Origin of the sequence: Terrihabitans rhizophilus (assembly GCF_033898525.1) — a bacterium.
Classification (GTDB): Bacteria; Pseudomonadota; Alphaproteobacteria; order Rhizobiales; family Methylopilaceae; genus Flaviflagellibacter; species Flaviflagellibacter rhizophilus.
Window position 1 is genome coordinate 378,199 of record NZ_JAXAFJ010000001.1, and the last position, 25,043, is coordinate 403,241.

Annotated in this window: 24 protein-coding genes; 15 read left to right on the top strand and 9 right to left on the bottom strand. The window is 65.3% G+C overall.

Annotated features, from left to right (window positions below; genetic code table 11):
• Positions 1-58: 58 nt before the first annotated feature.
• Positions 59-397, top strand: a complete 339-nt coding sequence (gene hmuQ / locus SCD90_RS01695; protein WP_319842882.1) for a heme-degrading protein HmuQ — start codon at positions 59-61, stop codon at positions 395-397.
• Positions 398-469: 72 nt separating this feature from the next.
• Here hmuQ and SCD90_RS01700 read toward each other — a convergent pair whose 3' ends face one another.
• Together SCD90_RS01700 and SCD90_RS01705 are read right to left on the bottom strand one after the other, a co-directional pair.
• Positions 470-2,203, bottom strand: coding sequence for a monovalent cation:proton antiporter-2 (CPA2) family protein (locus SCD90_RS01700; RefSeq protein ID WP_319842883.1), 1,734 nt, complete (start codon positions 2,201-2,203; stop codon positions 470-472).
• A gap of 173 nt (positions 2,204-2,376) precedes the next feature.
• Positions 2,377-3,030, bottom strand: a complete 654-nt coding sequence (locus tag SCD90_RS01705) for a hydrolase (RefSeq protein WP_319842884.1) — start codon at positions 3,028-3,030, stop codon at positions 2,377-2,379.
• A 133-nt stretch (positions 3,031-3,163) separates the two neighbouring features.
• Here SCD90_RS01705 and SCD90_RS01710 point away from each other — a divergent pair, with 133 nt between their 5' ends.
• Complete coding sequence (locus SCD90_RS01710; RefSeq protein WP_319842885.1) at positions 3,164-4,063, top strand: LysR family transcriptional regulator; 900 nt, start codon at positions 3,164-3,166, stop codon at positions 4,061-4,063.
• A 194-nt stretch (positions 4,064-4,257) separates the two neighbouring features.
• Positions 4,258-5,193, top strand: coding sequence for a pirin family protein (locus tag SCD90_RS01715; RefSeq protein WP_319842886.1), 936 nt, complete (start codon positions 4,258-4,260; stop codon positions 5,191-5,193).
• Between the two features lie 119 nt (positions 5,194-5,312).
• Here the strand turns inward: SCD90_RS01715 and SCD90_RS01720 are convergent, their stop codons facing one another.
• From SCD90_RS01720 to SCD90_RS01735, 4 genes are read right to left on the bottom strand one after another with little or no spacing between them, the layout of a single operon-like run.
• Positions 5,313-5,555, bottom strand: a complete 243-nt coding sequence (locus SCD90_RS01720; RefSeq protein ID WP_319842887.1) for a hypothetical protein — start codon at positions 5,553-5,555, stop codon at positions 5,313-5,315.
• Positions 5,556-5,602: 47 nt separating this feature from the next.
• Complete coding sequence (locus SCD90_RS01725) at positions 5,603-6,883, bottom strand: TRAP transporter large permease (RefSeq protein ID WP_319842888.1); 1,281 nt, start codon at positions 6,881-6,883, stop codon at positions 5,603-5,605.
• A gap of 3 nt (positions 6,884-6,886) precedes the next feature.
• Positions 6,887-7,465, bottom strand: a complete 579-nt coding sequence (locus tag SCD90_RS01730; RefSeq protein ID WP_319842889.1) for a TRAP transporter small permease — start codon at positions 7,463-7,465, stop codon at positions 6,887-6,889.
• Positions 7,466-7,522: 57 nt separating this feature from the next.
• Positions 7,523-8,515, bottom strand: coding sequence for a TRAP transporter substrate-binding protein (locus SCD90_RS01735; protein WP_319842890.1), 993 nt, complete (start codon positions 8,513-8,515; stop codon positions 7,523-7,525).
• Positions 8,516-9,000: 485 nt separating this feature from the next.
• Between SCD90_RS01735 and SCD90_RS01740 the strand changes: the two genes are divergently transcribed.
• The 3 genes from SCD90_RS01740 to SCD90_RS01750 all read left to right on the top strand — a co-directional run bounded on the left by SCD90_RS01740 (position 9,001) and on the right by SCD90_RS01750 (position 11,578).
• The gene (locus SCD90_RS01740; RefSeq protein ID WP_319842891.1) at positions 9,001-9,768 is read left to right on the top strand and encodes a maleate cis-trans isomerase family protein; all 768 of its coding nucleotides are present in this window, start codon (positions 9,001-9,003) and stop codon (positions 9,766-9,768) included.
• 302 nt (positions 9,769-10,070) lie between these two features.
• Positions 10,071-10,349 carry a metal-sensing transcriptional repressor gene (locus tag SCD90_RS01745; RefSeq protein WP_319842892.1) on the top strand — a complete coding sequence of 93 codons (279 nt, stop codon included), beginning with the start codon at positions 10,071-10,073 and terminating at the stop codon, positions 10,347-10,349.
• An 11-nt stretch (positions 10,350-10,360) separates the two neighbouring features.
• A complete protein-coding gene (locus tag SCD90_RS01750; protein WP_319842893.1) occupies positions 10,361-11,578 on the top strand; it encodes a nickel/cobalt efflux transporter in 1,218 nt (405 codons plus the stop codon).
• 41 nt (positions 11,579-11,619) lie between these two features.
• On the opposite strand, the gene SCD90_RS01755 is transcribed toward SCD90_RS01750, so the two are convergent.
• Positions 11,620-12,435 (bottom strand): fumarylacetoacetate hydrolase family protein, encoded by an 816-nt coding sequence (locus SCD90_RS01755; protein ID WP_319842894.1) that lies wholly within the window; start codon positions 12,433-12,435, stop codon positions 11,620-11,622.
• 169 nt (positions 12,436-12,604) lie between these two features.
• Between SCD90_RS01755 and SCD90_RS01760 the strand changes: the two genes are divergently transcribed.
• Both SCD90_RS01760 and SCD90_RS01765 read left to right on the top strand, forming a co-directional pair.
• Positions 12,605-13,942: an amidase gene (locus tag SCD90_RS01760; RefSeq protein WP_319842895.1), complete on the top strand. Its 1,338-nt coding sequence runs from the start codon at positions 12,605-12,607 to the stop codon at positions 13,940-13,942.
• Positions 13,939-15,114, top strand: coding sequence for an AbrB family transcriptional regulator (locus SCD90_RS01765; RefSeq protein ID WP_319842896.1), 1,176 nt, complete (start codon positions 13,939-13,941; stop codon positions 15,112-15,114). Before SCD90_RS01760 ends, SCD90_RS01765 begins: the two co-directional genes overlap by 4 nt.
• On the opposite strand, the gene SCD90_RS01770 is transcribed toward SCD90_RS01765, so the two are convergent.
• Positions 15,096-15,827, bottom strand: coding sequence for a GntR family transcriptional regulator (locus SCD90_RS01770; protein WP_319842897.1), 732 nt, complete (start codon positions 15,825-15,827; stop codon positions 15,096-15,098). The two genes, SCD90_RS01765 and SCD90_RS01770, sit on opposite strands and share 19 nt — an antisense overlap.
• A gap of 4 nt (positions 15,828-15,831) precedes the next feature.
• Complete coding sequence (locus tag SCD90_RS01775; RefSeq protein ID WP_319842898.1) at positions 15,832-16,575, bottom strand: GntR family transcriptional regulator; 744 nt, start codon at positions 16,573-16,575, stop codon at positions 15,832-15,834.
• Positions 16,576-16,835: 260 nt separating this feature from the next.
• On the opposite strand from SCD90_RS01775, the gene SCD90_RS01780 reads away from it, so the two are divergent.
• The 7 genes from SCD90_RS01780 to SCD90_RS01810 are packed head-to-tail and all read left to right on the top strand — an operon-like array spanning position 16,836 to position 25,040.
• Positions 16,836-18,437 carry an ABC transporter substrate-binding protein gene (locus SCD90_RS01780; RefSeq protein WP_319842899.1) on the top strand — a complete coding sequence of 534 codons (1,602 nt, stop codon included), beginning with the start codon at positions 16,836-16,838 and terminating at the stop codon, positions 18,435-18,437.
• Between the two features lie 17 nt (positions 18,438-18,454).
• Entirely contained in the window at positions 18,455-19,408 is a 954-nt protein-coding gene (locus SCD90_RS01785; RefSeq protein ID WP_319842900.1) for an ABC transporter permease, read from the top strand.
• 2 nt (positions 19,409-19,410) lie between these two features.
• The gene (locus SCD90_RS01790) at positions 19,411-20,316 is read left to right on the top strand and encodes an ABC transporter permease (protein WP_319842901.1); all 906 of its coding nucleotides are present in this window, start codon (positions 19,411-19,413) and stop codon (positions 20,314-20,316) included.
• Positions 20,313-21,392, top strand: a complete 1,080-nt coding sequence (locus SCD90_RS01795) for an ABC transporter ATP-binding protein (protein ID WP_319842902.1) — start codon at positions 20,313-20,315, stop codon at positions 21,390-21,392. The genes SCD90_RS01790 and SCD90_RS01795 overlap by 4 nt, the downstream gene beginning before the upstream one ends.
• Positions 21,389-22,378 carry an ABC transporter ATP-binding protein gene (locus SCD90_RS01800; RefSeq protein ID WP_319842903.1) on the top strand — a complete coding sequence of 330 codons (990 nt, stop codon included), beginning with the start codon at positions 21,389-21,391 and terminating at the stop codon, positions 22,376-22,378. Before SCD90_RS01795 ends, SCD90_RS01800 begins: the two co-directional genes overlap by 4 nt.
• Positions 22,379-22,413: 35 nt before the next feature.
• On the top strand, positions 22,414-23,736 hold the full coding sequence (locus SCD90_RS01805; RefSeq protein WP_319842904.1) for an amidase: 1,323 nt from the start codon (positions 22,414-22,416) through the stop codon (positions 23,734-23,736).
• Positions 23,736-25,040, top strand: coding sequence for an amidase (locus SCD90_RS01810; protein ID WP_319842905.1), 1,305 nt, complete (start codon positions 23,736-23,738; stop codon positions 25,038-25,040). Before SCD90_RS01805 ends, SCD90_RS01810 begins: the two co-directional genes overlap by 1 nt.
• The last annotated feature ends 3 nt before the right edge of the window (positions 25,041-25,043 follow it).

Below are 25,043 nucleotides of genomic sequence, written 5' to 3' on the forward strand. Positions count from 1 at the left end.
GCCTTTCCCTTGGGCGGCAGAGATGCCGCCCGGCCATCATCGACAAGGAGAACCGCCGATGTTCATCGCCATGAACCGCTTCAAGGTCGCCAAGGAATCCACCGGGGATTTCGAGCAGATCTGGCTTGAGCGCGAAAGCCGGCTCAACGATCTGCCGGGTTTCGTGGAGTTCCACATGCTGCGCGGGCCGGAGCATGAAGACCATGTGCTCTATGCCTCACACACGGTGTGGCGCGAAAAGGCCGATTTCGAGAACTGGACCCGCTCGGACGCGTTCCGCGCCTCTCACGCCCGCCCGAACACCAGCGGCCGCGCGCCCACCTATATCGGCCATCCCCAATTTGAGGGGTTCGAGGTGTTCCAGCACATAACGGCCCAACGCTTGGCCGCGGAGTAAATCATTGCAGAGGTTCGCGTGACCCGGTGAGGTTGTGAGGACATCCGACACGGCGCACTGACGATGCCTCATTCAGGTGACTGGCTGGAGGTGCAGCCTGTCACGTCCAGACAGAGCGTCGCCCTGCACCTGCTCTGCCAGCCGCTCGGCATCGCGCCGCCGGACGTCCTCGACGGCTTCTTCGACGTCGACATCCGCGAAACCAAGGGCGCGCAGGCCCTCCGCTCCCATGAGGTAGGCGGATTCGACCGTTTCGCGGATCTGGTAGTCGACGCCGGCGCGGATCAGGTCCACCGCGTGGTCGCGGTCATAGCTTCGCACCAGCAGCCTCGCTTGGGGACATTCGTGCTGCAAGAGCTCCGCGATCTGCAAGGCGGCCTTCGGATCGTCGACGCAGATCATGATCGCATCGGCCTCTTCAGCACCGGAATGGCGAAGCACATCGAGACGCGTGCCATCGCCGAAATAGACCTTGAAGCCGTAGCGGTCGGCTTCGCGGATCCTGTCGGGATCCCGGTCGATGACCGCGAGCGAGACGCCCTTGGACAGCAGTGCCTGCGAGGCGATCTGGCCGAAGCGCCCGAAGCCGATGATGAGAACCCGCCCGCGCAGGTCCTGCGCCAGATCAACGCCATCCATGGCTTTGTCCGAACGGAGCAACCGCTCGGTGGCGATCATGACCAGCGGCGTCAGGGCCATGGACAGGATCACGACGGTCGAAAAAAGGGCGTTCTCCCGCGCGTCGATCACGCCGCCGGCGGTGGCCGCGGTGTAGAGCACGAACGCAAACTCGCCTCCCTGCAGGAACATCGAGGTTCGATGCAAAGCGCGGGGATTGGAACTGCGGAAGAGCCGGGCGACTGCGTAGACGGCGACGCCCTTCGCGATCATGAACGCGGTCAGCAGAGCGAGGAGAAGCCGCCATTCCGCAGCGACGATGGCGAGGTCGAGCGACATGCCGACGGCGAGGAAGAACAGGCCCATCAGCAGCCCACGAAACGGCTCGATGTCGCTCTCGATCTGATGCCGGTAGCTGGAACTCGAGAGCATCACGCCGGCGAGGAAGGCGCCCATGGCCATGGACAATCCGGCAACCTCCATGAGCAGCGCCGCACCCAGGACCACCACCAACGCGCCCGCCGTCAGAACTTCGCGCGTCCGCGCCTTCGCCAACACTGAGAAGAAGGGGTTCAGCGCCCAACGGGAGACCGCGAGAAGAACGCACAGCGCCGCTGCGGCCACCAGGACGCCGCTCCAACCCGCCTGCCCCTCCGACAACGGCGACAGAAAGGCCACGATTGCCAGGAGCGGCACGATCATCAGGTCTTCGAACAAGAGGATCGAGACAGACCTCTGGCCTTCAGGTGTCGCGATCTCGCCCCGTTCCTGCAGCACGGACATGATGACGGCGGTGGAGGACAGGACGAAGCCGGCGCCGGCAACGAAGGCGACGGGTGCGGAAAAGCCGAACAGGAGCGCGCCCGTCAGCGCAAGGGCCGCGATTGCGCCGGCGACCTGCACGAGGCCAAGCCCGAAGATCTGGCCGCGCATCGCCCAGAGCTTTGGCGGGCGCAGTTCCAGTCCGATCACGAACAGGAACATGACCACGCCGAGTTCCGAGAAGTGCAGCGTGGACTGCGCGTCGGTGAACAGGCCCAGCACGGACGGGCCCACCAGCACGCCGGCGGCGAAGTAGCCGAGGACGGACCCAAGACCCAGCCGCCGGAACAGCGGCACGGAAACCACCGCGGCACTCATCAGGACAAGTGCCGGGCCGATCGTGTGCCCCAAACCAGCCTCGGCCATGGAATCGTCCTCTGCTTCTGTGCTCTCCAAAAGCGGAGGCTACCAGAACTCTTCATGGCGGCGGATAGGAGACGCCGTCAGCCAAATTGTTGAACCGGCCTTCGCCTTCCGCAAGTCGAGAGCGGGCTGGATTACGACACAGGGTCGTGGATTCCAGCCCGCCATTTAGCTGGTCAGCCTGCCGCGCTTGGCACCGGCGTATTCAGCAATTGCTGTTCCCAGAGGTAAGCAATGCCCGTGCCGCCAAGATGCGAGATCAGCACCTCGGTCAAGGCTTCGACGTGCTCGGTGCGCGCCCAGTCGCGCTGCCACTCACCGGCCAGGGCCATCCAGGTCATGACATTTGCGCCAGCCGCGATCATGCGCTGGATGGCGACCTCGTGGGCCTCGGTGGAGACGCCGCCCGAGGCGTCTGTGATGACGGTCACGTCCCAGCCTTCGCCCAGCGCCTGGATGACGGGCATTGCAACGCAGACTTCGGTCCAGAGGCCGGCGATGATGAGCTGCTTGCGGCCGGTGGCCTTGACGAGATCGACCACCTTCTTGTCCTCCCAGGTGTTCACCCAGGTGCGGTCGATCACTTCCTGACCGGGGAAGACGTCCGTAATCTGCTTGAAGAGAAGGCCACCGCGGACTGCAAGCACGCTGGTGAGGATGGTCGGAACGTTGAAGGCTTTTGCCAGCTTCGCCAGTGCGGTCACGTTGTTGACCACGGCCTGGGGGTCATGGCTGTTCACGTTGGTCAGCTGAAAGGCCTGATGATCGATCAGGACGAGAACCGCGTCTTCAGGGCGGAGGAGGGAGTCGAGGCCGTTGCGAAAGGTCATGTCTATCCTCTGATGTCTTCAGCGATCTCTTCCAGACAGCACCGGCTGCTGGCGGCCCTTGTTTTGCCGTTCCTGCAGCAGCTACGGTAGCGCCGCCTGCCGGGAAGCTGTGTCGCAGAGCGGGGAACGCGCCATGGAGATCGAGGATCTGCAGACCTTTGTGGAGGTTGCCGATGCCGGAGGCGTTTCAGCGGCCGCGCGGCGGCTCGGTGTCTCCAAATCGATTGTCAGCCGGCGGCTGATGCGCCTGGAAGGCGATCTCGGCGTGCAACTTCTCGCGCGCACCACCCGCGGAGCGGCGCTCACCGAAGCCGGCGCCCTGTTCCGCGACCATGCAGCCCGCGCGTTTCTCGAGATCGAAACCGCCCGGCAGGCGATCGTTTCGGATGGGGAACTCTGCGGACGGCTTCGCGTCGCCATGCCGCTGACCTTCGGCCCTACGCATTTCACGCCCATGCTTGCGGAGATGTCGCATCGTCACCCGAAGCTCCACATCCACGCGTCCTACACCGACCGCTTCGTCGATCTCGTCGCCGAGGGGTTTGATTGCGCCGTCCGCTGCGGCACGCTGCGGGATTCCACTTTGATCGCACGCTATGTCGGGCCGATCCGGGGAACGCTGGTCGCGAGCCCGGCCTACATCAAGGAACATGGCGAGCCGGAAAAGCCGCAGGACCTGCTCACGCATTCCGTGCTCATGCAGGGCACGGAGAGCTGGCGCTTCTTGGATGGCGACGACATCGTCACCATCCAGCCCCGCGGTCACTTCAAGGCCGACAACGGCAGCGCCCTGGCGGTCGCCGCAGTCGCCGGACTGGGCATTGCTCAACTGCCCGATTGCATCATCCACGAAGAACTGGAGGCCGGTGCGCTCGTACCGGTCATGGCCCGTTATCCCTTGCCGCGCGCTGGAGCTTTCGTGGTGCGCCCACCCGGACAGCATCCCGAGCGGAAGATCAGGGTCCTCACCGAACTGCTGGTCGAACTGTTTCAGCGCGACCCGCGCTTCAGCGATCACTCGGCACGCGGTTAGGCTCCGAGCGCAGCGTCACGTTCCTCCCTGCGGAACACCGTTGCGCGCGATTTGCGTCTAGTTCCCGCCTCGGCTCAAGGGTAATGGGAAGCCAATGGCCCTGCTGGCAGCGGAGCTTGCGCGGCGAAAAAGACTCCCGGCCCGAACGCCCCGCTTTCATCAGCCAGTTTGCGTCCACCCACGGAGATCACCGCATGAGCTGGAACCCGGCCCTTGAACCGGCCTGCCCCGACGAGGTGTCGATCGACTCGATCGAGACCCTCATCGTTCCGCGCAGCCGCGACCTTGGCGGCTTCGAGGTGCGCCGTGCCCTGCCCGCGCCGAAGCGCCAGATGGTCGGCCCCTTCATCTTCTTCGATCAGGTCGGCCCGGCGGAGTTGCTCACAGGCCAGGGGATCGATGTCCGGCCGCATCCCCATATCGGCCTCGGCACCGTGACCTATCTGTACCGCGGCGACTTCCATCATCAGGACAGCACCGGTGCCGACCAGATGATCCATCCCGGCGCGGTGAACTGGATGGTCGCCGGGCGCGGCGTCACCCACTCCGAACGCACGACGCCGGAAGGCCGCAGCGGCCCCCAGAGCCTGTTGGGCGTCCAGACCTGGGTGGCCTTGCCGGAGAGCCACGAAGACGTGGCGCCGAGCTTCGAGCATCACGGCAAGGAAAGCCTGCCCGTGATTGAGGACCGGGGCGTGTCGGTCCGCCTGATCCTCGGGCGCGCCTACGGGGAGAACGCTCCCGCAACGATGTTTTCGGACACCTTCTATGCCGATGTCGCGCTCGAGGCCGGGCGCCTGCTGCCCATGCCGGACGATCACGAGGATCGCGGCATCTACATCATCGAGGGTTCGATCCTGATCGCCGGTCAGGAGTTCTCGGCATCCCAGATGATGGTCTTCCGCCCCGGGGACAAGATCACCGTCGCGGCCGGAAGCCGGGGCGCGCGGCTGATGATCCTGGGCGGCGCGACTTTTGGGGGGCCACGTTACATCTGGTGGAACTTCGTGGCGTCTTCGCAGGAGCGCATCGAGGAAGCCAAAGCGCAATGGCGTGCGCAGAACTGGGGCAAGGGACGCTTCGATCTGCCGATCAACGACCGCAACGAGCACATCCCACTGCCGGATTGACCACGCCATTACGGAGATCTCAGCGGCGGAAGTGCAGAGACGCGTGACGGGCTCTCTTCCGACCGCACGCATCGGCAGCATTGAAGTGGGGCCCTAATCTTTGCCGGGCAATTCCTGAGCTAGAGCTTTATCATCGGCCCAATGGCCGTCTTCTCCCGCGTGAAGTAGAAGCCGTCCGTTGCTATAGCTGCATCGGCGTCTTCCCGCTCCGGGAACCGGGCCGGTTCGACGCGCCGGAAGTCGTCCCAATAGCCCCGCTCATCGATCGTCGGCAGCGCGGTCAATCCATCCACCGGCATGACCGCCCAGATTTTGGAGCGCTCTGTTCCGCGCACCCAGTTCATGATGATCCATTCTCTCACATCGTGTCTCCAAGACTTGCGCTGGGTCCTGAACGGAGGATCGCGCGTCAGTCCTTCATGTAGTTCGGGAGCCAGGTGCTCAGTTCGGGCACCGCGATCAGCACGATGGTGAAGACCACGATCGTGACGAAGAACGGAATGTTGGCCCGGAACACCTGGATCTGATCGACGCCGGCAATGCGGCCGGCAATGATAGAGGCGATGCCGATCGGCGGATGCAGCTGCCCGATGACGACTGCCATCACCATCAGCACGCCGAACTGGATGAGGTCGATGTTGAAGGCGAGCAGCGTTGGCAGAATGGCCGGCACCAGCACCGGGATGAGCGGATCCAGCACCATGCCGGCGACCACCGCGAGCAGCACGAGGATGGCGATGCGCAGGAACATGCTGTCGGAGAACGTGACCGCTTCCACGAACGTTGCGAGAGCCTGGGGAACGCCGGCGTTTGCCAGCGCCACCCCGAGGGTTCCGGAGAGCCCCACCATGACAAGCAGTTCGCCGGAAAGCTGAACCGCAGAAATGCAGGACCTGTAGAATTCGGCCCAGCTCAGCGAGCGATAGATGAAGCCCGCCAGGGCTGCCGCATAAACCACGCCGAACGCGCTGCCCTCCGTCGGCGTGAAGACGCCGACCGAAGTGCCTCCGACGATGATGGCGGGCATGCCCATGGCCAGCAGACCGCGTCGGAAGGTCAGCGCGATCTCTGCGAAGGAGAGATCCCCGTGGCGTGGAAAGTTGCGGCGGCGGGCGAGGATGAAGACCACGCCCATGAACAACAGGCCGAGGATGATGCCGGGGATGAGGCCTGCCAGGAACAGCGCGCCCAACGATGTTCCCGTCACTGCGGAGTACAGGATCATGGGCGAACTCGGAGGGATCAGCGGCCCGACGCCGGAGGACGAGGCGCAGGTCGCCGCCGAGAACGCCGGCGAATAGCCTGCCCGCTTCATCGCCGGGATGGTGATCGACCCGGTGCCCGCAATATCCGCGGTGGACGAGCCGAACATGCCGCCCAGAAAGATGCTTGTCAGCACGTCGACCTGCGCAAGGCCGCCCTTCAGCCAGCCGACCAGCGAATGCGCGAAGTCGAACAGCCGCACCGATAGCCCGCCGACATTCATCAGCACGCCTGCCAGCACGAAAAGCGGAAGCGAAATCAGCGTGTAGTCGCTGATGCCGTTGACCATCGCCTGCGGCACGACGAGAGCCCACTGCCCTGCGATGACGAGACCGATGGCGACCGAGCCGAGCAGTGCCGCGACCATCGGCACTCCCCCGATCAGCATGACGACGAGGAGGCCAATTCCAAACAGAGCGCCGAACATGGATCAGGCTTCCTTCCGTGCGTCGCGGACGCCTTCGATCACGAAGGCGGCGAAGACGAGGCCCGCGCCTATGAGCAGCGCGGAGGTAAACCAGCCGGTCGGCAGGTCGAGGTAAAGCGTGGTGTCGCCGCCGAACATGGTGAGGTACTGGAATCCGCCGATCGCCAGAAACGCAAAGGCCGCGGCGGAGATGAACTGCGAGCCCACGATCAGCGCCCGCCGGGGGCGCGGCGGCAGCTTCTCGACGAAATAGTCGATGCGGATCATGTCGCGGCGGCGGATGGAGAGGTACACGCCCGACATCGCCAGCCACGGCATCAGCGAGACGATGATCTCATCGGCCCAGATAAAAGAATTGCTGAAGAGGTAGCGCGAGAGGGCATTGCAGAAGACGAGCATGGTCATGCTCAGAATACAGCCCGCGCCCACGGCCCCGATCACCCCGTCCACGATGCGCTCGATCAATGTGCCTTCGCCAGCGTCCCTGAGCTCGATTGTCCGCAGGGCCTCGTAATCGGGCTGCAACCGGACAGGTGTTCCGTCGCCGGCATAGTCCACGGGCTCGCGTGGGCTCGTACTCATCGGGGTCCGTCCTCAAACGTTGTGGACGCGCGGCGCCGTGGCCGCGCGTCCGGAGTGTCACTGCGCGGCAGCGGCGAGGACGTCCTTGGCGAGTTGCTCGCCTGCGATCTTGCCGACGGCGGCGTAGAGCGGCTCTGATTTTTGCTTGAAGCTCTCGAGGTCGATCTCGGAGACGGTGATCTTCCCGCTGTCGCGGAGCTTCACGACGAGGTCGGCATCCTTGGCCGCACCCATCTCCCGCACCTTCTTCGCGGCATCGAGTGCAGCTTCCTTCACGGCCGTCTTCTGCGCGTCGCTCAGGCTCTCATATTTCTTGAGGTTCATGACCAGAGTACAGGGTGTGTAGACGTGGTTCGAGATCGAGATGTGCTTCTGCACTTCGTGGATAGAGCGGATGACGATGTCGTCCAGAGGGTTCTCCTGCCCGTCGATCGTGCCGCTCTGCAGCGCCAGGTAGACCTCCGAAAAGCTCATATTCATCGGGGAGGCGCCGAGGGTCTTGAACATGAGCACGCGGGTCGGGCTGCCCGGCACGCGGATCTTCATGCCCTTGAAGTCGGCGGGGGTCTTCACGGCGCGAACATTGTTGGTGATCTGGCGGAAGCCGATCTCGCCGAAGGCCAGCACTTCAAGGCCGGCGCGCTCGCGCATCGAGGTGCGGAGCCGCTCGCCGATCTCTCCGTCGACGACCTTCGCCACGGCGGCGCGGTCCTTGAAGATGAAGGGCATGTCGAAGACGGACCAGCTCTTGTCGAGACCCACTGCGTCCGAACCCATGGGGTAGACGTCGATCTGGCCGGTGCGGATTTGCTGCATGTGGACGTTCTCGTCGCCCAGTGCGCCCGAGTGGAAGAACTCGTATTCGAAGTCCGCCCCGAGCTTGGCCTTCAAGTTGTCCGCAAAGGTCTGCATCAGCACCGTGTCCAGCGCACCCTGGGGCGAGTCACCGGCCATCCTCATCTTCAAGGGTGCGGCGAATGCCGGCATGCCGAGGAGCACGGTGCCCAGCGCAGCGGCGAAGATCGAGCGGGCGAAAGTTGCGCGGTTCATGTCTGGCTCCTGAAGGATACGGGCCTGGAAGCCCGCTGCTGGAACCATAGATCGAAGTAATGCGTCAGACGCGTCAATGTTATTTTGAACAATTATCCCGGATGCGTGAATGTTTGTGCAGTTGACGCGTTTTTGTGCGGACGACTGATGAAGCACTGATCATGGTATCAGCATCGATAACAAGTAGAAACGGCCTCGACTTGCGAGCTTTACAGCGCGCAATCCGAAGCTATCTTGTATTCATCCGATGCGTATTGACGATGAGAAATTGATCTGCCGTCCGACGCCCTCATCAGAGCCGTCAAGCATCTCGATCATTGGAACGATCGCAACTAGTAAAATCAAGGGCGCTGGATCAGGTTTTCCGAATACACGGCTGGTCTCACCTCAGCTTTTCGGAGCCGAGGCTTTCGACAATCATGTCCTCGCACGACTGGACCCCCCGGACGTGATCCCGGATGTTCGACCGAATTGCGAGGCGAGCCATGATTCAAGAACATCTTCCGTTCCGTCCGGATGGCGACGGCTACAAGGCGCGGATCGGCCTGATCTACATCGCGTCCAGCGTCGTGATGGAAGCTGAGATGTGGGCCATGGCCGCGGAAGGCGTCTCCGTGCACACGACGCGCATCCATCTGCCGAAGGTGACGATCGAAGGCATCGAAGAGATGATGGGCACGCCTGTGCTGGAGCAGTCCGCCCGCCTGCTCGGATCGGCGCCCATCGACGTGCTGTGCTTTGGCGGCACGAGCGCCTCCTTCCTGCGCGGCACAGCGTATGACCATGCGCTGACGGCCAAGCTGAAGGAATGGGCGCCCGGTCCCAAGATCACCACCGCCTCGACGGCGACCCTGGCCGCCCTCGCCGAGGTAGGTGCCGGCAAGATCGCCCTTGCGACACCTTATGTCGATGAGATCCACCAGCGCGCCATCCGCTTTCTCGAGGAAAACGGCCACGAAGTCGTGCGCCATGGCAATCTCGGCATCGACAAAGACCACGCGCTGGCCGATGTGCCGCTGGAGCAGGTCTTCGATCATGTGCTCTCGGTCGACCATCCCGACGCGACGGCGATCTTCATCAGCTGCACCAATTTCCGCTCGGTCGGCGCCATCGAGGCGCTGGAGGACAGGTTGGGCAAGCCGGTCATCTCCGCCGTCCAGGCCTCGTTCTGGCACAGCCTCGACGTGCTCGATGTCAATGGCGCGAAGCCCGGCTACGGTCGCCTCTTTGCACGCCGCCTAGCTGGAGGCTGAACAAGCCCGGGGTGCCACCGCGACCAGCGCCGCAGTTGGGGGGTTCCCGGCTTCGCGATCGTCGTCATGGCGAACGACATGCGGGCCAGGGCTTCTGACTGCATCGGCAGTCTCGCTGAGGCCAGGAATGCTGCCCCAGGCAGGCCGGCATCGATAACTCGCCCCGGCTCATCCTATCTGAGAACGCCGACCGTGAGTCGGGATCGACTCGATATCACCAGCGGTAGATAATTGTTAAGTTAGCAATCCCCTCCAGGGGGATTGCATTTGACTTAACCCCACCGGGGGGATAGGAGCGACAGATGTCCGCTGATCATATTCACACTCACCACGCCGACATCGCGAAACGGCTGAAGCGAGCGGAAGGCCATTTGCGGACTGTCGTGACGATGATCGAGGGCGGCCGATCCTGCCTGGACATCGCCCAGCAGCTCCATGCGGTCGAGAAGGCCATCGGACAGGCCAAGCGGACGCTGATCCAGGACCATCTGGATCACTGCCTTGAAGAGACCGTCGGCGCTCTGCCCCGCGACAAGCGAGGACCGATCGACGAGTTCAAGGAAATAACGAAGTATTTATGAGGGGTTGAGGGATGGACGGGTTTTCGGAGCTGATCCAGCAAGGTGCGGGCAACGCCTGGCTGTTCATTCCCAGTGCAATCCTGCTAGGCGCACTGCATGGGCTTGAGCCCGGCCATTCCAAGACAATGATGGCGGCGTTCATCATCGCCATCAGGGGCACGGTGGCACAGGCCGTCATGCTCGGAATCGCCGCGACGATCTCGCACACCATCGTCGTGTGGGCGATCGCACTGACCGGCATGTACCTCTATCAGGGCCTCGACGCGGACACGGTCGAACCCTACCTGCAGCTGGTCTCCGGCGCGGTCATCGTGGCCATGGCGCTGTGGATGATCCAGCGGACCTATCAGGACCAGCAGGCCGCGAAGGAGGTCGAGGGTCAGCACCACGATCACGACCATGGTCACAGCCACGATCATGATCACGATCATGCTCACCCGCATGCCGCCGACGAGAATATCCGGAAGATCGACACCGGGCATGGCCTTCACAAGCTGGTTCTGAACGAGGACTCAACGGGGGCGCACTGGCGCTTCTCACCCGAGCGCGGCAAGCCCTGGACCGCCGGCGAGGTCTCCCTCAAGACCGAGCGTCCCGACGGCCGCGAGCAGACCTTCACCTTTGCGGAGAAGGCCGGCTACATCGAGAGCGTCGAGGCTGTCCCTGAGCCGCATGACTTCATGGTCCGGCTGGTCCTGGGTCATAAGGATCACTCCCACGACTTCGACGTGTCCTTCCTGCAGAGCACCGAAGGTTCGGACCATGCGCACGAGGATCTTCAAGGTCTCGCGCTCGGTGCCGCAGGTTACCAGAATGCGCATGAGCTGGCTCATGCTCGTGATATCCGCAAGCGCTTCTCCGGCGAGCGCACGGTCACGAACTGGCAGATCGTGCTCTTCGGCCTCACCGGCGGTCTCATTCCCTGCCCCGCGGCAATCACGGTGCTGCTGCTCTGCCTTCAGCTGAAAGAGATTCCGCTCGGCGCGGTGCTGGTACTTTGCTTCTCCATCGGGCTGGCGATCACGCTGGTTGCGGTGGGCGCCGCTGCAGCCATAGGCGTTCGCCATGCAACGAAACGGATCAGCTGGTTCAACGCGGCGGCAAGACGTGCGCCGTACTTTTCCGGTGCGCTTCTCGTGGTCGTTGGCCTCTATGTGGCCTGGCATGGCTACGAGGGCGTTTCAGACCTTCAGGCAGGAGCGTCTGTTTCCCAGACGCAGCGGACCTGAGGGCCACTTGAGGATGGAAATTCAACGCGCGCCTTCAGCCATCAATCGTAACGCGTTTCGACCTTCCCAAGTCCTCGGATCTGTCCTTCGACATGGGTCCCCGGCTGGACATAGATCAGTCCGGTCAGCGACCCTGTTGTAACGATCTGGCCGGGCTGCAAGCCGCCGCAGTGTTCGCCTATAACGTTCGCGAAAGCGAGGAACACTGAGAAGGCGTCGCCGCCCGGTACTCGCTGGCGTCCCGAAACAACGGACACACCGTTCAACCGAAGATCCACCTCCGGCTCCGCGAGGTCGGGATCCTCCGCCGTGATCGGTTCGGCCCAGACCAAACCCGCGTTGATCTGATTGTCGGCAAGTTTCAGGAGATCGGACATCGTCTCGAAACCCTCGATCCGGCCATCGACCACTTCGATGACGGGAACCGCAGTGACCGACGCCCGCACTGCGGCTTCGAAGTCCGGGGCGTCGAAAGGCGGCAACGGCAGTTCGATCCTGAAGCCTATTTCAAGTTCGATGCCGCAGCTCGCGAACTCACTGGAGCGGAACACGGAGCCCGACGGCCGCAATGCCCCGTCAAGGATCGGTGCGCAGATGACCGGCGCGCTGGCGCTTTTCCGGCCTGTCTTGAATGCTCGCGCTGGCCCAAATGCCTCGCAAACCCGCGCTTGCACAGCATAGGATCCGGCCTCATCCAGAGACCTGCCAAGTGCATCCGCTTCCATCCTCGAGAGGCGCACCCTTGCACGGCGGGCGGCGATCAGCCGATCTGCCAGTTCGTCAGCCACGCCATTCGCATTCGACATTTTATGACTTTCTAAGTGGAGGCCAGGGCGCGCGAGCGCATGAAAGCGCATCAGCATCTTCCAACGTGATTGGCAGCGAAAGGGCAAGCTGGGGAGTGGCAGTCGGGCGGGAGCCGTCGAGCGCCCATGACCGGCAGGCGCACCTCTTCACCGAACTAGGTGTTGTCGATTGTCGACAATTCTGTCAATTTGCGCTGCATCAGCTGGCGCGGTGAAGGGTATGATGGTGGCTTCTTTCAGCGGGATGCACGAACGCTTTCGGAGCGGAGAACTGACCCCGCGCGAAGCGCTGGAGGGGGTCATCGCGTCCATCACGGCGCGGGAGCCGCAGTTAAAGGCCTTCGCTTTTCTCGATCCGGACCTGAGCCGCGCGGCCGCCGACCTGTCCACGCAGCGCTATCGGGCCGGCCGCCCACTGAGCGTGTTCGATGGCTGTCCTGTCGGCATCAAGGACATCATCGAGACGAAGGACATGCCGACCGGGAACGGCAACCCAGCCTTCGCAGGCAGGCGGACCGGGCGCGATGCAGCCTGCGTGGACGCGCTGCGGCGGGCGGGGGCGATCCCCTTCGGCAAGACGGTCACCACTGAATTCGCAATCGGGTTCTCGGGCCCGACGGTCAATGCACATGACCCGGAGCGCACCCCCGGAGGCTCGTCGAGCGGCTCGGCAGCAGTTGTCGGGGCAGGCCTGCTCCCTGTGGCACTTGGAACGCAGACGCAAGGATCGGTCCTGCGGCCAGCATCGTTCAATGGCTGCATCGGCTTCAAGCCGACACTGGGAGCACTTCCGCTCGGTGGCGTGCACCCACTTTCGGCCAGTCACGACCATCTCGGCGTCTTCGCCAACGATTTTGACGATCTCTGGGGAATCGCCTCTTTGATCTCCGACTACGGAAGCCCCGGCTTCGCCGGCCTCCAGGGGGCCGCGGCCCGTGCCCCGGACGGCCGGCGTCCGAAACGTCTGGTGCGACTGCACCTCTCCGCGTGGAACGAGATCGAAGAGGCGCATCGCGCCATCCTGGACCGTGAATTCGAGATCCTCGCGGCTCAAGGCATCGAGATCCTGGACCGAACATCGGACCCGGCCGTGCAGGCGCTGGAAGATGTTCTCGACCGCGACGTCGCGGTGTCGATGGACATGGTCGCTTGGGAGATGCGCTTTCCTTTCCGCGGCTATGTGGAACGTCACGGCGATCAGATCGGGGAGCGTATCCGCAACCTCTTGGCCCGCGCGGAGGAACTCCGGCCGGAAGACTACGAACGCTCCCTCGCCAAGCAGAAGGCGGCCCGGACCCTCGTCACCGAGACGCTGGCACGTCTCGATGCCGACGCTTTTGTGCTTCCGGCCGCGGCTGGCCCGGCGCCGAAGGGCCTGATCAACACGGGAAGCCGCGCGCACCTCGTCTACTGGTCGTGGCTCGGCTTTCCGGCCATTTCGCTGCCGATCATGAAGGCCGATGGCATGCCCTGGGGTCTTCAGGTCGCAGGAATTGCCCACGAGGATGCCAGCCTCTGTGCATTGGCCCGGTGGGTGCTGGAGAACCGCGCGTCATGAAAAACGGGCGCGAACTGGAGATCGGCACGGCTCCGCCAGCCCATCTGGCGGCCGCGCCGATAGAGGACGAGGAAGTGGACGACGCGCTCGCTGGCGGCGCTGGGCACAGTAGCCCTCGCAGCGGTGCGCCTCAGGAGCGCTTCAATGCATTACCGGTTCCGGTTACCGCCGGGACAGGCGTGCTGATTGCAGCTCTTGGCGGCTATCTCGCTACGACGACCGGCATTCCCCTGCCCTGGCTGCTCGGCGCACTCTTTACGACCGCTGCAATTGCGCTGCTCGGCGTCACATTCCGCATTCCAACCTGGATCCGGCAGGCCGGGCAGGTTGTGGCGGGCTTCGCGGTCGGAGTGCTGTTCACGCCCGAAGTTGGATATCGCGTGCTGCAACTCGGCTGGCTGATGGTGCTGGGAGGTCTGGGCTCGATCCTCGCTTCCGTTGCGATTTCCGTCTTGATGGCGCGCATCACGGGCTGCGATCGCAAGAGCGCCTTCTTCGCCATGATCCCCGGCGGGCTCGCCGAGATGGCCGGGCTCGCGCATCAGTTCGGCGCGAACATCACGGCGGTCTCCGTTTCACAGAGCCTGCGCATCGTCATCTTGGTGGTCACGGTGCCGCCGGCTTTGACCATGCTGGTGGGCAGCACCGGCGGCCATGCTGCGCACCCGCCGGCGCTGGGTGCACCTTGGCTAGCTGGCGGGTTGATCGTCGCAGCCTTGCTGTCCATCCTGCTGGTGCGGTTGCGCGTCTTCAACGCCTTCCTCATCGGCGGGCTTGCAGCGGGCATCGCCATGGGCCTCTCCATGCCCGCGCCCGTTTCGGCTCCGGACTACGCCCGCGCTTTCGCGCAGGTCGCGATCGGCGTTGCACTCGGAGCGAAGTTCCAGTGGATCACGCTGCGCGCCATGGGCCTGCGCTTCCTGCCGGCCACCGTGCTGTGCACGCTCCTGCTGCTGCTCGCCAACGTTGGGCTAGCCTGGATGATGTCCGGCCACGTGCCCTATGCGACGGCGGTGCTTGCCACCTCCCCCGGCGGTGTGGCGGAGATGTCGCTCACGGCCGAAGCGCTCAATCTGATCGCTCCGCTCGTCACGGCCTGGCACCTCGTGCGGATCGTGCTGGTTGCCGTGCTCACCGCTCCGCTGTTCAGGCTCTACAGCCGCGTCGCCTGATCCGTCTCGGCTCCGGGCATCTGCCCGGTGTCGCTGTACCAGTGCTTGTTGCGCTCGATATGGGCGCGCATCTCGTGGCGTGCAGCATCGGGATCTTTCGCGCGGATGGCGGCCAGGAGGCGGCGGTGCTGGTCGTTCGAGCGCGCGAGATCGGTTTCGGTCCGCAGCCGGCTGCGCCGGTAGATGTGCAGCTTCATGGACGCGCTGCGATAGATCTGGCGCATATGCTCGTTGCCGCAATGATCGGCCAGGAACGCGTGGAAGGCAAGATTACTGGCGTAATAGCCATCCGGGTCGGGCACGGCGGCGCGGGCTTCCATTTCCGCCACCAGACGCTCCAGTTCCAAAACCTCCTCCGGACCGGCGGAGGCCGCGACCTTTGCCGCCATCTCGGCCTCGATGACGGCGCGGACCTCATAGAGCTCCAGCGCCTCTTCAAGATCGATGGTGTGGACGAAGACGCCGCGATTGCGGATCGCGATCAGCAGCCCGGCCTGCACAAGCGCACGGCAGGCCTCGCGAACGGGCGCGCGGCTTACACCCAAACGCCCGGCAAGCGCCGCTTCCGCCACGCGCTGACCCGGAGCGAGATCCCCGCGCACGATCTGCGCTTCAAGCTCCGCCATCACGGCCTCGGTGAGAGAGGTCGTCGTCAGGACCTCCAGCGCGTTTGCCGCGTGAGCGCGTCCTTCCTTGCTTGAGATCTGCGTCACGCCGTCAGCCGATCTCGTTGAAATAGTGGATGTCCGAGACGGCACGCATGCGCCGGAACTCGATCACCGCACCGCCGAGATCGAAAGCCTTTCGCATCACCTCGAGGATCGGGCTACCGACGGTGAGCTTCAGGATTTCGGCATCCTCCTCCTCGGCGGCGCTGGCCTGCACCCGCTCTTCCACGCGGCGGATGATGATGTGGAATGCACGCTCGATGAGCCCGTAAATGCTTTCCGGCTGGATGTTGTTGATGATCGCGGCCACGTTCGGGCAGCGCTCTTCCAGAATGGCGATGTGTTCCAGCACCGCAGGCTGCCCCTCGTGGCTGCGCAGGCGCAAGATGCGGACGATGGCCGTTCCACGCTTCACGTTGAGACCCTTGGCCTCGATCGCGTTGGCGCGCGCCGGCGTGCAGGACATGTAGGAGGTGCTGTAGGCCGCCTTTGTGTTCTCGCCCACATGCAGCCGATAGAAGCGGAACGGCTCATAACGCTCGTCGTTGCGGGCGATGGTGGTGCCGCGACCGCGCTGGCGCACCACGAGCCGCTCGAGCACCATCTCCTCGATGGCCTTGCGCGCGGTGCCGACGCTGACCCGGTATTCCTGGGCAAGGGCGACCTCGCTGGGCACCAGTTCGCCCGGCCGCCACTCACCGCTCATGACACGACGGACGAGGTCTTCCTTCATCTGCCGGTAGAGCGGCTTCGCGCCTTCCCTGCGCCCCTCGGTCGCCACAGCCTGGTCCATGCGATTCCTCCGCGAGGACGAGGTTAAGTCATCGCTGTGCAAACACCTACCGGAACCATGAACGCTACGCCACGCCGCTGAGCACGCATGCACGCGCGGGCGCCGAGCGTCCGGCATTGCGCGCGAAGTCGTCACTTGGCTGAAATTTGCGCGGCATCTGCTCAGTTTTCGCGCCCCGAAAGCCGGCGGCACGCGTTGACCGCTCCGCACCACAGCTAGAGAATAAACTCTATAGTTTTGGGGCTGTGGGGAGGTTCAGGATGAGCGCGCGCCGATTGACCACTTTGTTCGCGGGAGCGCTGGCAACAGCCCTCTTCGCCGCTCCGGCCCTCGCGCAGGGCACGCTTCGGGTCGCGATGACCCTTGCCGATATTCCCCTGACGGACGGCGCGCCCGACCAGGGCACCGAAGGCGTTCGGTTCAGCGGCTACACCATCTACGATCCGCTGGTGTCCTTCGACCTGTCGAGCGCCGACAAGGCAGCCGAGCTTCGTCCGGCGCTTGCCACGGAGTGGAAGGTCGACGACACCGACAAGACCAAGTGGGTCTTCAAGCTGCGGCAGGGCGTCAAATTCCACGACGGCTCGGACTTCAACGCCGACGCCGTGATCTTCACGCTGGAGCGCACCTTCAACAAGCAGTCGCCGACCTATGACGCGAGCTTCAACCGCCAGCTCCAGGCCTATCTGCCGAGCCTCGGCAACTGGCGCAAGATCGATGACTACACGGTCGAGTTGGGCACCAAGACACCCGACTCGCTGTTCCCCTACCAGCTGACGCGCCTGCTCGTCGTTTCGCCCGCGCAATATGAGAAGCTCGGCCGCAACTGGGCCGCCTTCCGCGAAAAGCCGTCCGGCACGGGTCCGTGGAAGATGGAAGCGCTCGTGCCGCGCCAGCGCATGGAGCTGGCCGCGAACAAGGGCTATTGGGACGCGGCTCGCGTGCCGAAGCTGGACAGCCTGATCCTGTTGCCGATCCCCGAGGTTTCGGCGCGCACTGCGGCCCTCCTCTCGGGTCGTGCGGACTGGGCGGAAAGCCCCTCCCCCGACACGGTGGAGAAGCTGAAGGGCGGCGGCTTCGTCGTCTCCGGCAACGCCATCCCCCATATGTGGCCCTACACGGTGAGCCAGCTTCCGGATTCCCCCTTCGCGGACATCCGTGTGCGCAAGGCGCTGAACCTGGCCGTGGACCGCGATGGCATGGTCGAGGTGCTGAACGGCCTCGCCGTCCCGTCGGTCGGCAACGTCACGCCCGACAGCCCGTGGTTCGGCACGCCCAGCTTCAAGGTGAAGTACGATCCCGACGAGGCGCGCCGCCTGCTGAAGGAGGCGGGCTACGGACCCGACAAGCCGCTGACGGTGAAGGCCGCCATCTCCACCGCCGGCTCCGGCCAGATGTATCCGCTCCTCATGAACGAGTTCATCCAGGAGAACTTCCGCGATGTCGGCGTGAACCTGCAGCTCGAGGTCTTCGAATGGGAAGCCCTGCGCGCACGCCGCCGTGCCGGCGCCCAGGGTCCGGAGAACAAGGGCATCACCATGCTGAACAACAGCTGGAACAGCATGGACCCCTACGCCGCCCTGCTGCGCTTCCTCGGTCCCGGCGAGATCCCGCCCGCTGGCACCAATTGGGGCAATATCAGCGATCCCGAGATAGAGGCGCTGGTCGATCAGGTCCGCAACGAGTTCGACGCCAAGAAGCAGGATGAACTGCTGGCCAGGATCCACACCCGCCATGTGGACCAAGCCAACTTCATCTGGGTCGTCCACGATGTCGGCTCGCGCGCCCTGTCGCCCAAGGTGAAGGGCCATGTCCATGCCAAGAGCTGGTTCGTGGACTTCTCGCCCATCTACATGCAGTAGCCGGAAAGCTGCCGACGATGCTGTTCTACATCGCCCGCCGCCTGCTCTACTCGATCCCGATCGCCATCGGCGTGACGCTCATCGTGTTCTCCCTGGTGCACATCGCACCGGGGGATCCCGTCAGCGCCATCCTGCCGAACGAGGCGACGGCCGAAATGGTGGAGCAGGCCCGCAAGGATTACGGCCTCGATAAGCCCTTCGTCGTCCAGTACGCGATCTGGCTTGGCCATGCGGCAATCGGCGATCTGGGCACGTCGATCGGCAGCGGACGTCCCGTGTTCGACGAGGTTGCCGGCGCCGTCGGCAACACCGTCATCCTCGCGATCAGCGCCGGACTCGTGGCCTGCATCATGGGCTTCGTGCTCGGCATGGTGGCGGGGCTGTGGCGCGACCGTCTGGCGGACCATCTCGTCAGCCTCTTCACCATCTCCGGGGTCAGCCTGCCGCATTACTGGCTGGCGATCCTGCTCGTCATCATCTTCTCCGTGAACCTGTCCTGGCTGCCGCCGCTCGGTATAGGCCCCGACACCTCCGATGGCTGGCGCCCCGACTGGGCCCATCTCCAGCACCTGATCCTGCCCACCATCGCCACCGCCGCGATCCCGATGGCCGTGATCGCCCGCACCATGCGCGCCGCCGTGGTCGATGTGCTGGACCAGGACTTCGTCACCACGCTTCGGGCCAAGGGCCTGCTGCCGCGCCGCGTGCTGTGGCACGTCGTGCGCAACGCGCTGCCCACCACGCTGGCCGTCATGGGCCTCCAGCTCGGCAACATGCTCGGCGGCTCGGTGCTGGTCGAGACCGTGTTCGCCTGGCCGGGCACCGGCTTCCTGCTCGCCAGCGCCATCTTCCAGCGCGACCTGCCGCTGCTTCAGGGCACGATGCTCGTGCTGGCGATGTTCTTCGTCATCCTCAACCTCGCGGTCGACCTGCTCCAGAGCTGGACCGATCCACGCATTCGGAGGGCCTGACCATGCACGGAGCCCTTTCGCCCGCAGCCGACGCGCTCGCATCCGAGGTTCCGCCCGCGCCGCAGCGCCACCAGAGCTATCTTCGCGTCGTCTTCGGCCGTTTCCTGCGTCAGCCCATCCCCGTGATCGCGGCGGTCATCCTTCTTGCGATCATACTGGCAGCCGTGGGAGCCGATCTGGTCGCCCCGCATGACCCGTTCCAGACCAGGGTCAGCCGCCGGCTGGCCGCGATCGGGACCTCGGACCGGCTGCTGGGCGGCGACGAACTTGGCCGTGACGTGCTGACCCGGCTGATCTATGGCGGGCGCATCTCGCTCACCATGGCCATCGTACCGGTGGCGATCGGGCTGTTCATCGGCGGCTTCCTCGGCATCCTCGCCGGCTATGCCGGCGGGCGCGTGAACATGGCCATCATGCGCGCCATGGACGTGTTCTATGCCTTCCCGTCCATCCTGCTGGCCGTGGCCATCGCCGGCGCGCTTGGGCCGGGTCTCGTCAACGGCATCCTTGCGCTGTCGCTGGTGTTCATCCCGCCCATCGCGCGCATGGCCGAAAGCGTCACCACGCAGGTGCGCGGCTATGAATATGTCGTCGCCGCACGCCTCTCCGGCGCCTCCACGGTGCGCATCCTGCGCGAGCACGTGCTGAGCAATGTCGCGGGGCCCATCCTCGTCTTCTCGTCGAGCCAGGTCTCCGTCTCCATCATCGCGGCGTCCGGCCTCAGCTTCCTGGGTCTCGGCGTCTCGCCGCCGCTGGCGGACTGGGGGCTTATGCTCTCGGCGCTGCGCCAGTCGATCTACGTCAACCCATGGGTCGCGGCCCTGCCCGGCGCGATGATCTTCATCACGTCGATGAGCTTCAACCTCGTGAGCGACGGCGTCCGCAAGAGCATGGAGGTGCGGCGATGAGCCTGCAGCTTTCCCGTCCTGCCCCGCTCCGCCAGATCGAGGATCGCGGCGGTCCCGCCCAGCCGCTCCTCATCGCGAAAGGTTTGCGCAAGTGGTTCCGCCTGTCGGGCGGGCTGTTCGGCCGCGCGGCCACCGTGGTTCGCGCCGTGGACGATTTCGACCTTGAGGTGAAGAAGGGCGAGACCGTCGGCATTGTGGGCGAGTCCGGGTGCGGCAAGTCCACGGCCGCCCGGCTCATCTCCGGCATCACGCCCGCCGACGAGGGCGAGGTGGTGCTGGACGGTGAAAGCTTCTTCGCTCCACGCAGCCGCATCAGCCGCGAGCAGCGCCGCGCCGTGCAGATGGTGTTCCAGGACAGCGCGTCCTCGCTCAACCCGCGCATGACCATCACCGAGACCATCGCCTTCGGGCCGCGCGCCCACGGGGTCTCGCGGGCCGAGGCGCGGGACTATGCTCTGGACCTGCTCGCGGGCGTGGGCCTGCCGCCGTCCCGCTTCGGCGAGCGCTACCCCGTCGCGCTTTCGGGAGGACAGCGGCAGCGCGTCAACATCGCGCGTGCCATCGCCATGCGGCCGCGCCTGCTGGTGCTGGACGAGCCGGTGTCGGCGCTCGACAAATCGGTGGAAGCCCAGGTGCTGAACCTTCTCGTGCGCATGCGCGAGGAGCTCGGCCTCAGCTACGTCTTCATCTCCCACGACCTCAATGTCGTGCGCTACATCTCCGACCGTGTCATCGTGATGTATCTCGGCCAGATCGTGGAGCAGGCCGATGCCGGCGACCTGTTCGCCACGCCGCGCCACCCCTATACGCGCGCCTTGTTCGCCTCGAAGCCGTCGCTCGATCCGCGCCACCGCGTGCAGGTGGCACCGCTGGTCGGGGATCCGCCCGATCCGGTCAATCCGCCGAGCGGCTGCCGTTTCCGCACCCGGTGCCCCATCGCCGAGCCGCTGTGTGCCGCCGCCAAGCCGCCGCTGGACATCATCCCCGGTTCGGGAGACGGCCACCGCGCGGCCTGCTGGGCCGCGATCCCCGGCTCCGGGCATAGCCTGTCTGCCAATGCGGGAGTGCTGCAATGAGCGACGCAGCCAATAGCGCGCCGGTCCTCGAGATCACCGACCTCGACGTGTCCTTTCCGGCCCCTTCGGGCTGGGTGCCGGTGGTGCGCGGCATCGATCTCTCGGTCGAACGCGGTCGCGTCCTCGTCCTCCTCGGCGAGTCCGGCTCGGGCAAGAGCGTCACGCTGCGCGCCGCGGTCGGCCTGCTGCGCGGCGAAGGCGCGCGTGTCTCCGGCAATGTCCGGGTGGACGGTCGCGACGTGATGGCGATGGGCCCTCGCGAACTGGCCGACCTGCGCGGCAATCGCGTTGGCTTTATCTTCCAGGAACCGATGACGGCGCTCGATCCCGTCTTCCGCATCGGCGACCAGATTGCCGAGACCGTGATGCGCCATCGCGGCGTGACGCAGGAGAAGGCCTGGGCGCGCGCCAAGGAGCTGTTCGACCTCGTCCAGATCCCCTCCGCCGAGCGCCGGCTGCGCGCCTACCCCTCCGAACTGTCGGGCGGGCTGCGCCAGCGCGCGATGATCGCGATGGCGATGAGCTGCGACCCTGCACTGCTGCTGGCCGACGAGCCGACGACCGCGCTGGACGCCACCGTGCAGATCCAGGTGCTGCTGATCCTTCGGCGGATCCAGAAGGATCTCGGCACCTCCGTGGTCTTCGTCACCCATGATCTCGGCGTCGCGGCGGAGATCGCGGACGATGTCGCGGTCATGTATGCCGGCCGCATCGTGGAACGGGGACCCGCCGAACAGGTGCTGCTGGCGCCGCGTCATCCCTATACGCGGGCGCTCACCGGCTGCGTGGTGCAAGGCAGCTATCGCGACAATGTGCTGGGTGAGCTCACGGGCTCTCCGCCGGATCTCAGCCGTCTCGGCGCGGGCTGCAGCTTCGCGCCGCGCTGCGCGGACCGCATCGACCTCTGCGCCGAAGCCGAACCGCACAGCACCGAGGCGGTACCCGGCCACCGCACCTCATGCCTGAGGATCGCGGCCGGTGCATGACGACAAGAACATGATGAAGACGTGGAGGACGTGACGTGAACGTGCAAAGCCGCATTGGCGCGGAGAGCCTGACGGCCCTCGACGCGCGCTGCCAGATCGAAGACGGTACGCTGACCGCCTCGCATCTTCTCGAAGCCTGCCTTGAGCGGATCGACGCCCGCGACGACGCGGTGAAGGCGTGGGTCCACATTGACCGCGACGGCGCCCGCCGCACCGCACGGGAACTGGACGCGGGTCCCAGCCGGGGCCTGCTCCACGGCATCCCCTTCGGCGTCAAGGACATCATCGACACCTGGGACCAGCCGGCCACCTATGGCTCGCCGATCTACAAGGGCCACCAGCCGCCATGGGACGGCTCGACCGCCGCGCTGCCGCGCGCAGCCGGCGCGGTGCTGCTGGGCAAGACGGTGACGACCGAGTTCGCCAATCGCCATCCCGGCCCGACGATGAACCCGCACAATCCGGAGCACACGCCGGGCGGGTCATCTTCCGGCTCCGCCGCCGCCGTGGCCGATCATCAGGTGCCGCTCGCCATCGGCACCCAGACGGGCGGCTCGGTGATCCGCCCCTCCGCCTATTGCGGCGCCTATGGCTACAAGCCGAGCCTGCAGCATTTCGGCAATGCCGGCGTGCGCACCAACACGGCGAGCTTCGACACCGTCGGCATCATGGCGCGGTCGGTCGGAGACCTCGCGCTGTTCCGTGCGGTGTTGAGCGAGACACCCTACAAGGCGCCGGAGCCGGAGGCCGTTTCGCGTCCGCGCATCGCCTTCTGCCGCACCCCGCATTGGGACCAGACGCTGCCGGAAACCCATGCGGCCATGGACGAGACGCAGAAGGCGCTGACCGCGTCCGGTGCCGAGGTGTTCGAGCTGCAGCTGCCAGACTTTTTCGACGGGCTGAACCGCGCCCACAAGATCGTCTGCGGCTTCGAATCCGTCCGCAACTACTCGGATGAACTGCGCCGCAACCCGGACAAGGTCAGTCAGGACTTCATGAAGGAGCGCGTCGAGGTGGGCTGGGCGTCCAGCCTGCAGGATTTCCGCGAGGCGCTGCGGCTCGGCATCCGCGCCCGCACATGGCTGGACGCGGCCATGGCGGACGGAAAGATCGACGCCATCCTTACCCCGCCCGCGACCGGGGAGGCGCCGCATGGCCTGCGCACCACGGGCACCGCGATCATGAACTTCATCTGGACCCATTGCTACATGCCGGCGGTGACCCTGCCGCGCTTCAAGGGCCCCAACGGCCTGCCCGTCGGCGTGCAGTTCGTCGGCCGCCGCCATGAGGACACGCGGCTGCTGTCGCTCGCCGCCTGGGCCGATGCCACCTTGATGAACCGTGCGGAGGCGCTGTGATGACCGACACCCTGATCCGGAACCGCCCCTGCGAACTGTCCGCCGTCGATGCCGCGAAGGCGATCGCAGCCGGGCAGCTGACCTCCGAGGGGCTGGTGAAAAGCTGCCTCGAGCGCATCGAGGAGCGGGATGCCGATGTGCAGGCCTGGGCCTGGCTCGACACCGCCCATGCGCTGGAGCAGGCGCGCGCCGCCGATGCCGGTCCCGTCTCAGGCCCGCTGCACGGCGTGCCCGTCGCCCTCAAGGACATCATCGACGCCTATGGCATGCCCACAGGCTTCAATTCGACGATTTATCCCGGATACATCCCGGACGCCGACAGTGCCTGCGCGGCGCTGATCCGGAAGTCTGGCGGCATCATCCTCGGCAAGACGGTCACCACCGAATTCGCCAACCGTCACCCGGGCCCAACCCGGAACCCGCTCGATCCGGAGCGCACGCCGGGCGGCTCGTCGCAGGGCTCGGCCGCCGCCGTCGCGGATTTCCAGGTGCCGCTGTCCATCGGCACCCAGACCAGCGGCTCCATCATCCGCCCGGCCGCTTATTGCGGCGTCGTCGGCTACAAGCCCAGCTTCGGCGAAGTCAGCCGCGTCGGCGTGAAGGAGCAGTCCGGATCGCTCGACACGCTCGGCCTCATCGGGCGCTCGACCGGGGATGTCGAACTGCTGCGCGCCGTCGTCACCGGCATTCCCTATGAGCCGGTCGCGCCGAGCGGCTTCGGCATCACGGTGGCTCTTTGCCGCCCGCCGGAATGGAACAAGGCCACCGCCGAGGCCCGCGCCGACATCGAGGAAACGGCGGAGCTGTTCCGCGCCGAGGGCGCCGAGGTGGTGGAACTCGATCTGCCGACGGAGCTGTTCGGCGAGTGGCTGAACGACCATCGCCGCATCGCGAACTTCGAAGCCTCGCGGAACTTCGCGCACGAGAAGACGCACCACGCCGACAAGATCAGCAAGGCGCTTTGGGAAGGCCGCATCGTGGACGGCGCGCGCTGCCCGATCGAAGACTACATCGCCTCTCAGCGCAAGGCGGAGCGGATGCGCGCCTGGATGGATGAGCGGTTCGAAGGCTTCGACACCATCCTCACACTGTCCACGGCGGGCGAGGCGACGGTCGGCCTTGCCGACACCGGAAGCGCCACGTTCAACTCGCTGTGGACGCTGCTCTACACGCCCTGCATCTCCCTGCCCTCGGGCAAGGGGCCCGCAGGCCTGCCGCTGGCGGTGCAACTCGTCGGCCGCCGCTTCGAGGACGAGAAGCTGTTCGCCATCGCCTCCAGCCTCGAACACGCGTTGAAGGGCTGACGC

Bases quoted from the DNA above. Each gene is read 5' to 3' on its own strand.
- SCD90_RS01755 (WP_319842894.1), bottom strand. From the start codon at position 12,435: ATGCGCTTTCATGCGCTCGCGCGCCCTGGCCTCCACTTAGAAAGTCAT.
- SCD90_RS01800 (WP_319842903.1), top strand. From the start codon at position 21,389: ATGAGCGACGCAGCCAATAGCGCGCCGGTCCTCGAGATCACCGACCTC.
- SCD90_RS01745 (WP_319842892.1), top strand. From the start codon at position 10,071: ATGTCCGCTGATCATATTCACACTCACCACGCCGACATCGCGAAACGG.
- hmuQ (WP_319842882.1), top strand. From the start codon at position 59: ATGTTCATCGCCATGAACCGCTTCAAGGTCGCCAAGGAATCCACCGGG.
- SCD90_RS01700 (WP_319842883.1), bottom strand. From the start codon at position 2,203: ATGGCCGAGGCTGGTTTGGGGCACACGATCGGCCCGGCACTTGTCCTG.
- SCD90_RS01765 (WP_319842896.1), top strand. From the start codon at position 13,939: ATGAAAAACGGGCGCGAACTGGAGATCGGCACGGCTCCGCCAGCCCAT.
- SCD90_RS01785 (WP_319842900.1), top strand. From the start codon at position 18,455: ATGCTGTTCTACATCGCCCGCCGCCTGCTCTACTCGATCCCGATCGCC.
- SCD90_RS01705 (WP_319842884.1), bottom strand. From the start codon at position 3,030: ATGACCTTTCGCAACGGCCTCGACTCCCTCCTCCGCCCTGAAGACGCG.
- SCD90_RS01725 (WP_319842888.1), bottom strand. From the start codon at position 6,883: ATGTTCGGCGCTCTGTTTGGAATTGGCCTCCTCGTCGTCATGCTGATC.
- SCD90_RS01715 (WP_319842886.1), top strand. From the start codon at position 4,258: ATGAGCTGGAACCCGGCCCTTGAACCGGCCTGCCCCGACGAGGTGTCG.
- SCD90_RS01735 (WP_319842890.1), bottom strand. From the start codon at position 8,515: ATGAACCGCGCAACTTTCGCCCGCTCGATCTTCGCCGCTGCGCTGGGC.
- SCD90_RS01750 (WP_319842893.1), top strand. From the start codon at position 10,361: ATGGACGGGTTTTCGGAGCTGATCCAGCAAGGTGCGGGCAACGCCTGG.
- SCD90_RS01730 (WP_319842889.1), bottom strand. From the start codon at position 7,465: ATGAGTACGAGCCCACGCGAGCCCGTGGACTATGCCGGCGACGGAACA.
- SCD90_RS01740 (WP_319842891.1), top strand. From the start codon at position 9,001: ATGATTCAAGAACATCTTCCGTTCCGTCCGGATGGCGACGGCTACAAG.
- SCD90_RS01760 (WP_319842895.1), top strand. From the start codon at position 12,605: ATGATGGTGGCTTCTTTCAGCGGGATGCACGAACGCTTTCGGAGCGGA.
- SCD90_RS01810 (WP_319842905.1), top strand. From the start codon at position 23,736: ATGACCGACACCCTGATCCGGAACCGCCCCTGCGAACTGTCCGCCGTC.
- SCD90_RS01710 (WP_319842885.1), top strand. From the start codon at position 3,164: ATGGAGATCGAGGATCTGCAGACCTTTGTGGAGGTTGCCGATGCCGGA.
- SCD90_RS01790 (WP_319842901.1), top strand. From the start codon at position 19,411: ATGCACGGAGCCCTTTCGCCCGCAGCCGACGCGCTCGCATCCGAGGTT.
- SCD90_RS01795 (WP_319842902.1), top strand. From the start codon at position 20,313: ATGAGCCTGCAGCTTTCCCGTCCTGCCCCGCTCCGCCAGATCGAGGAT.
- SCD90_RS01780 (WP_319842899.1), top strand. From the start codon at position 16,836: ATGAGCGCGCGCCGATTGACCACTTTGTTCGCGGGAGCGCTGGCAACA.
- SCD90_RS01775 (WP_319842898.1), bottom strand. From the start codon at position 16,575: ATGGACCAGGCTGTGGCGACCGAGGGGCGCAGGGAAGGCGCGAAGCCG.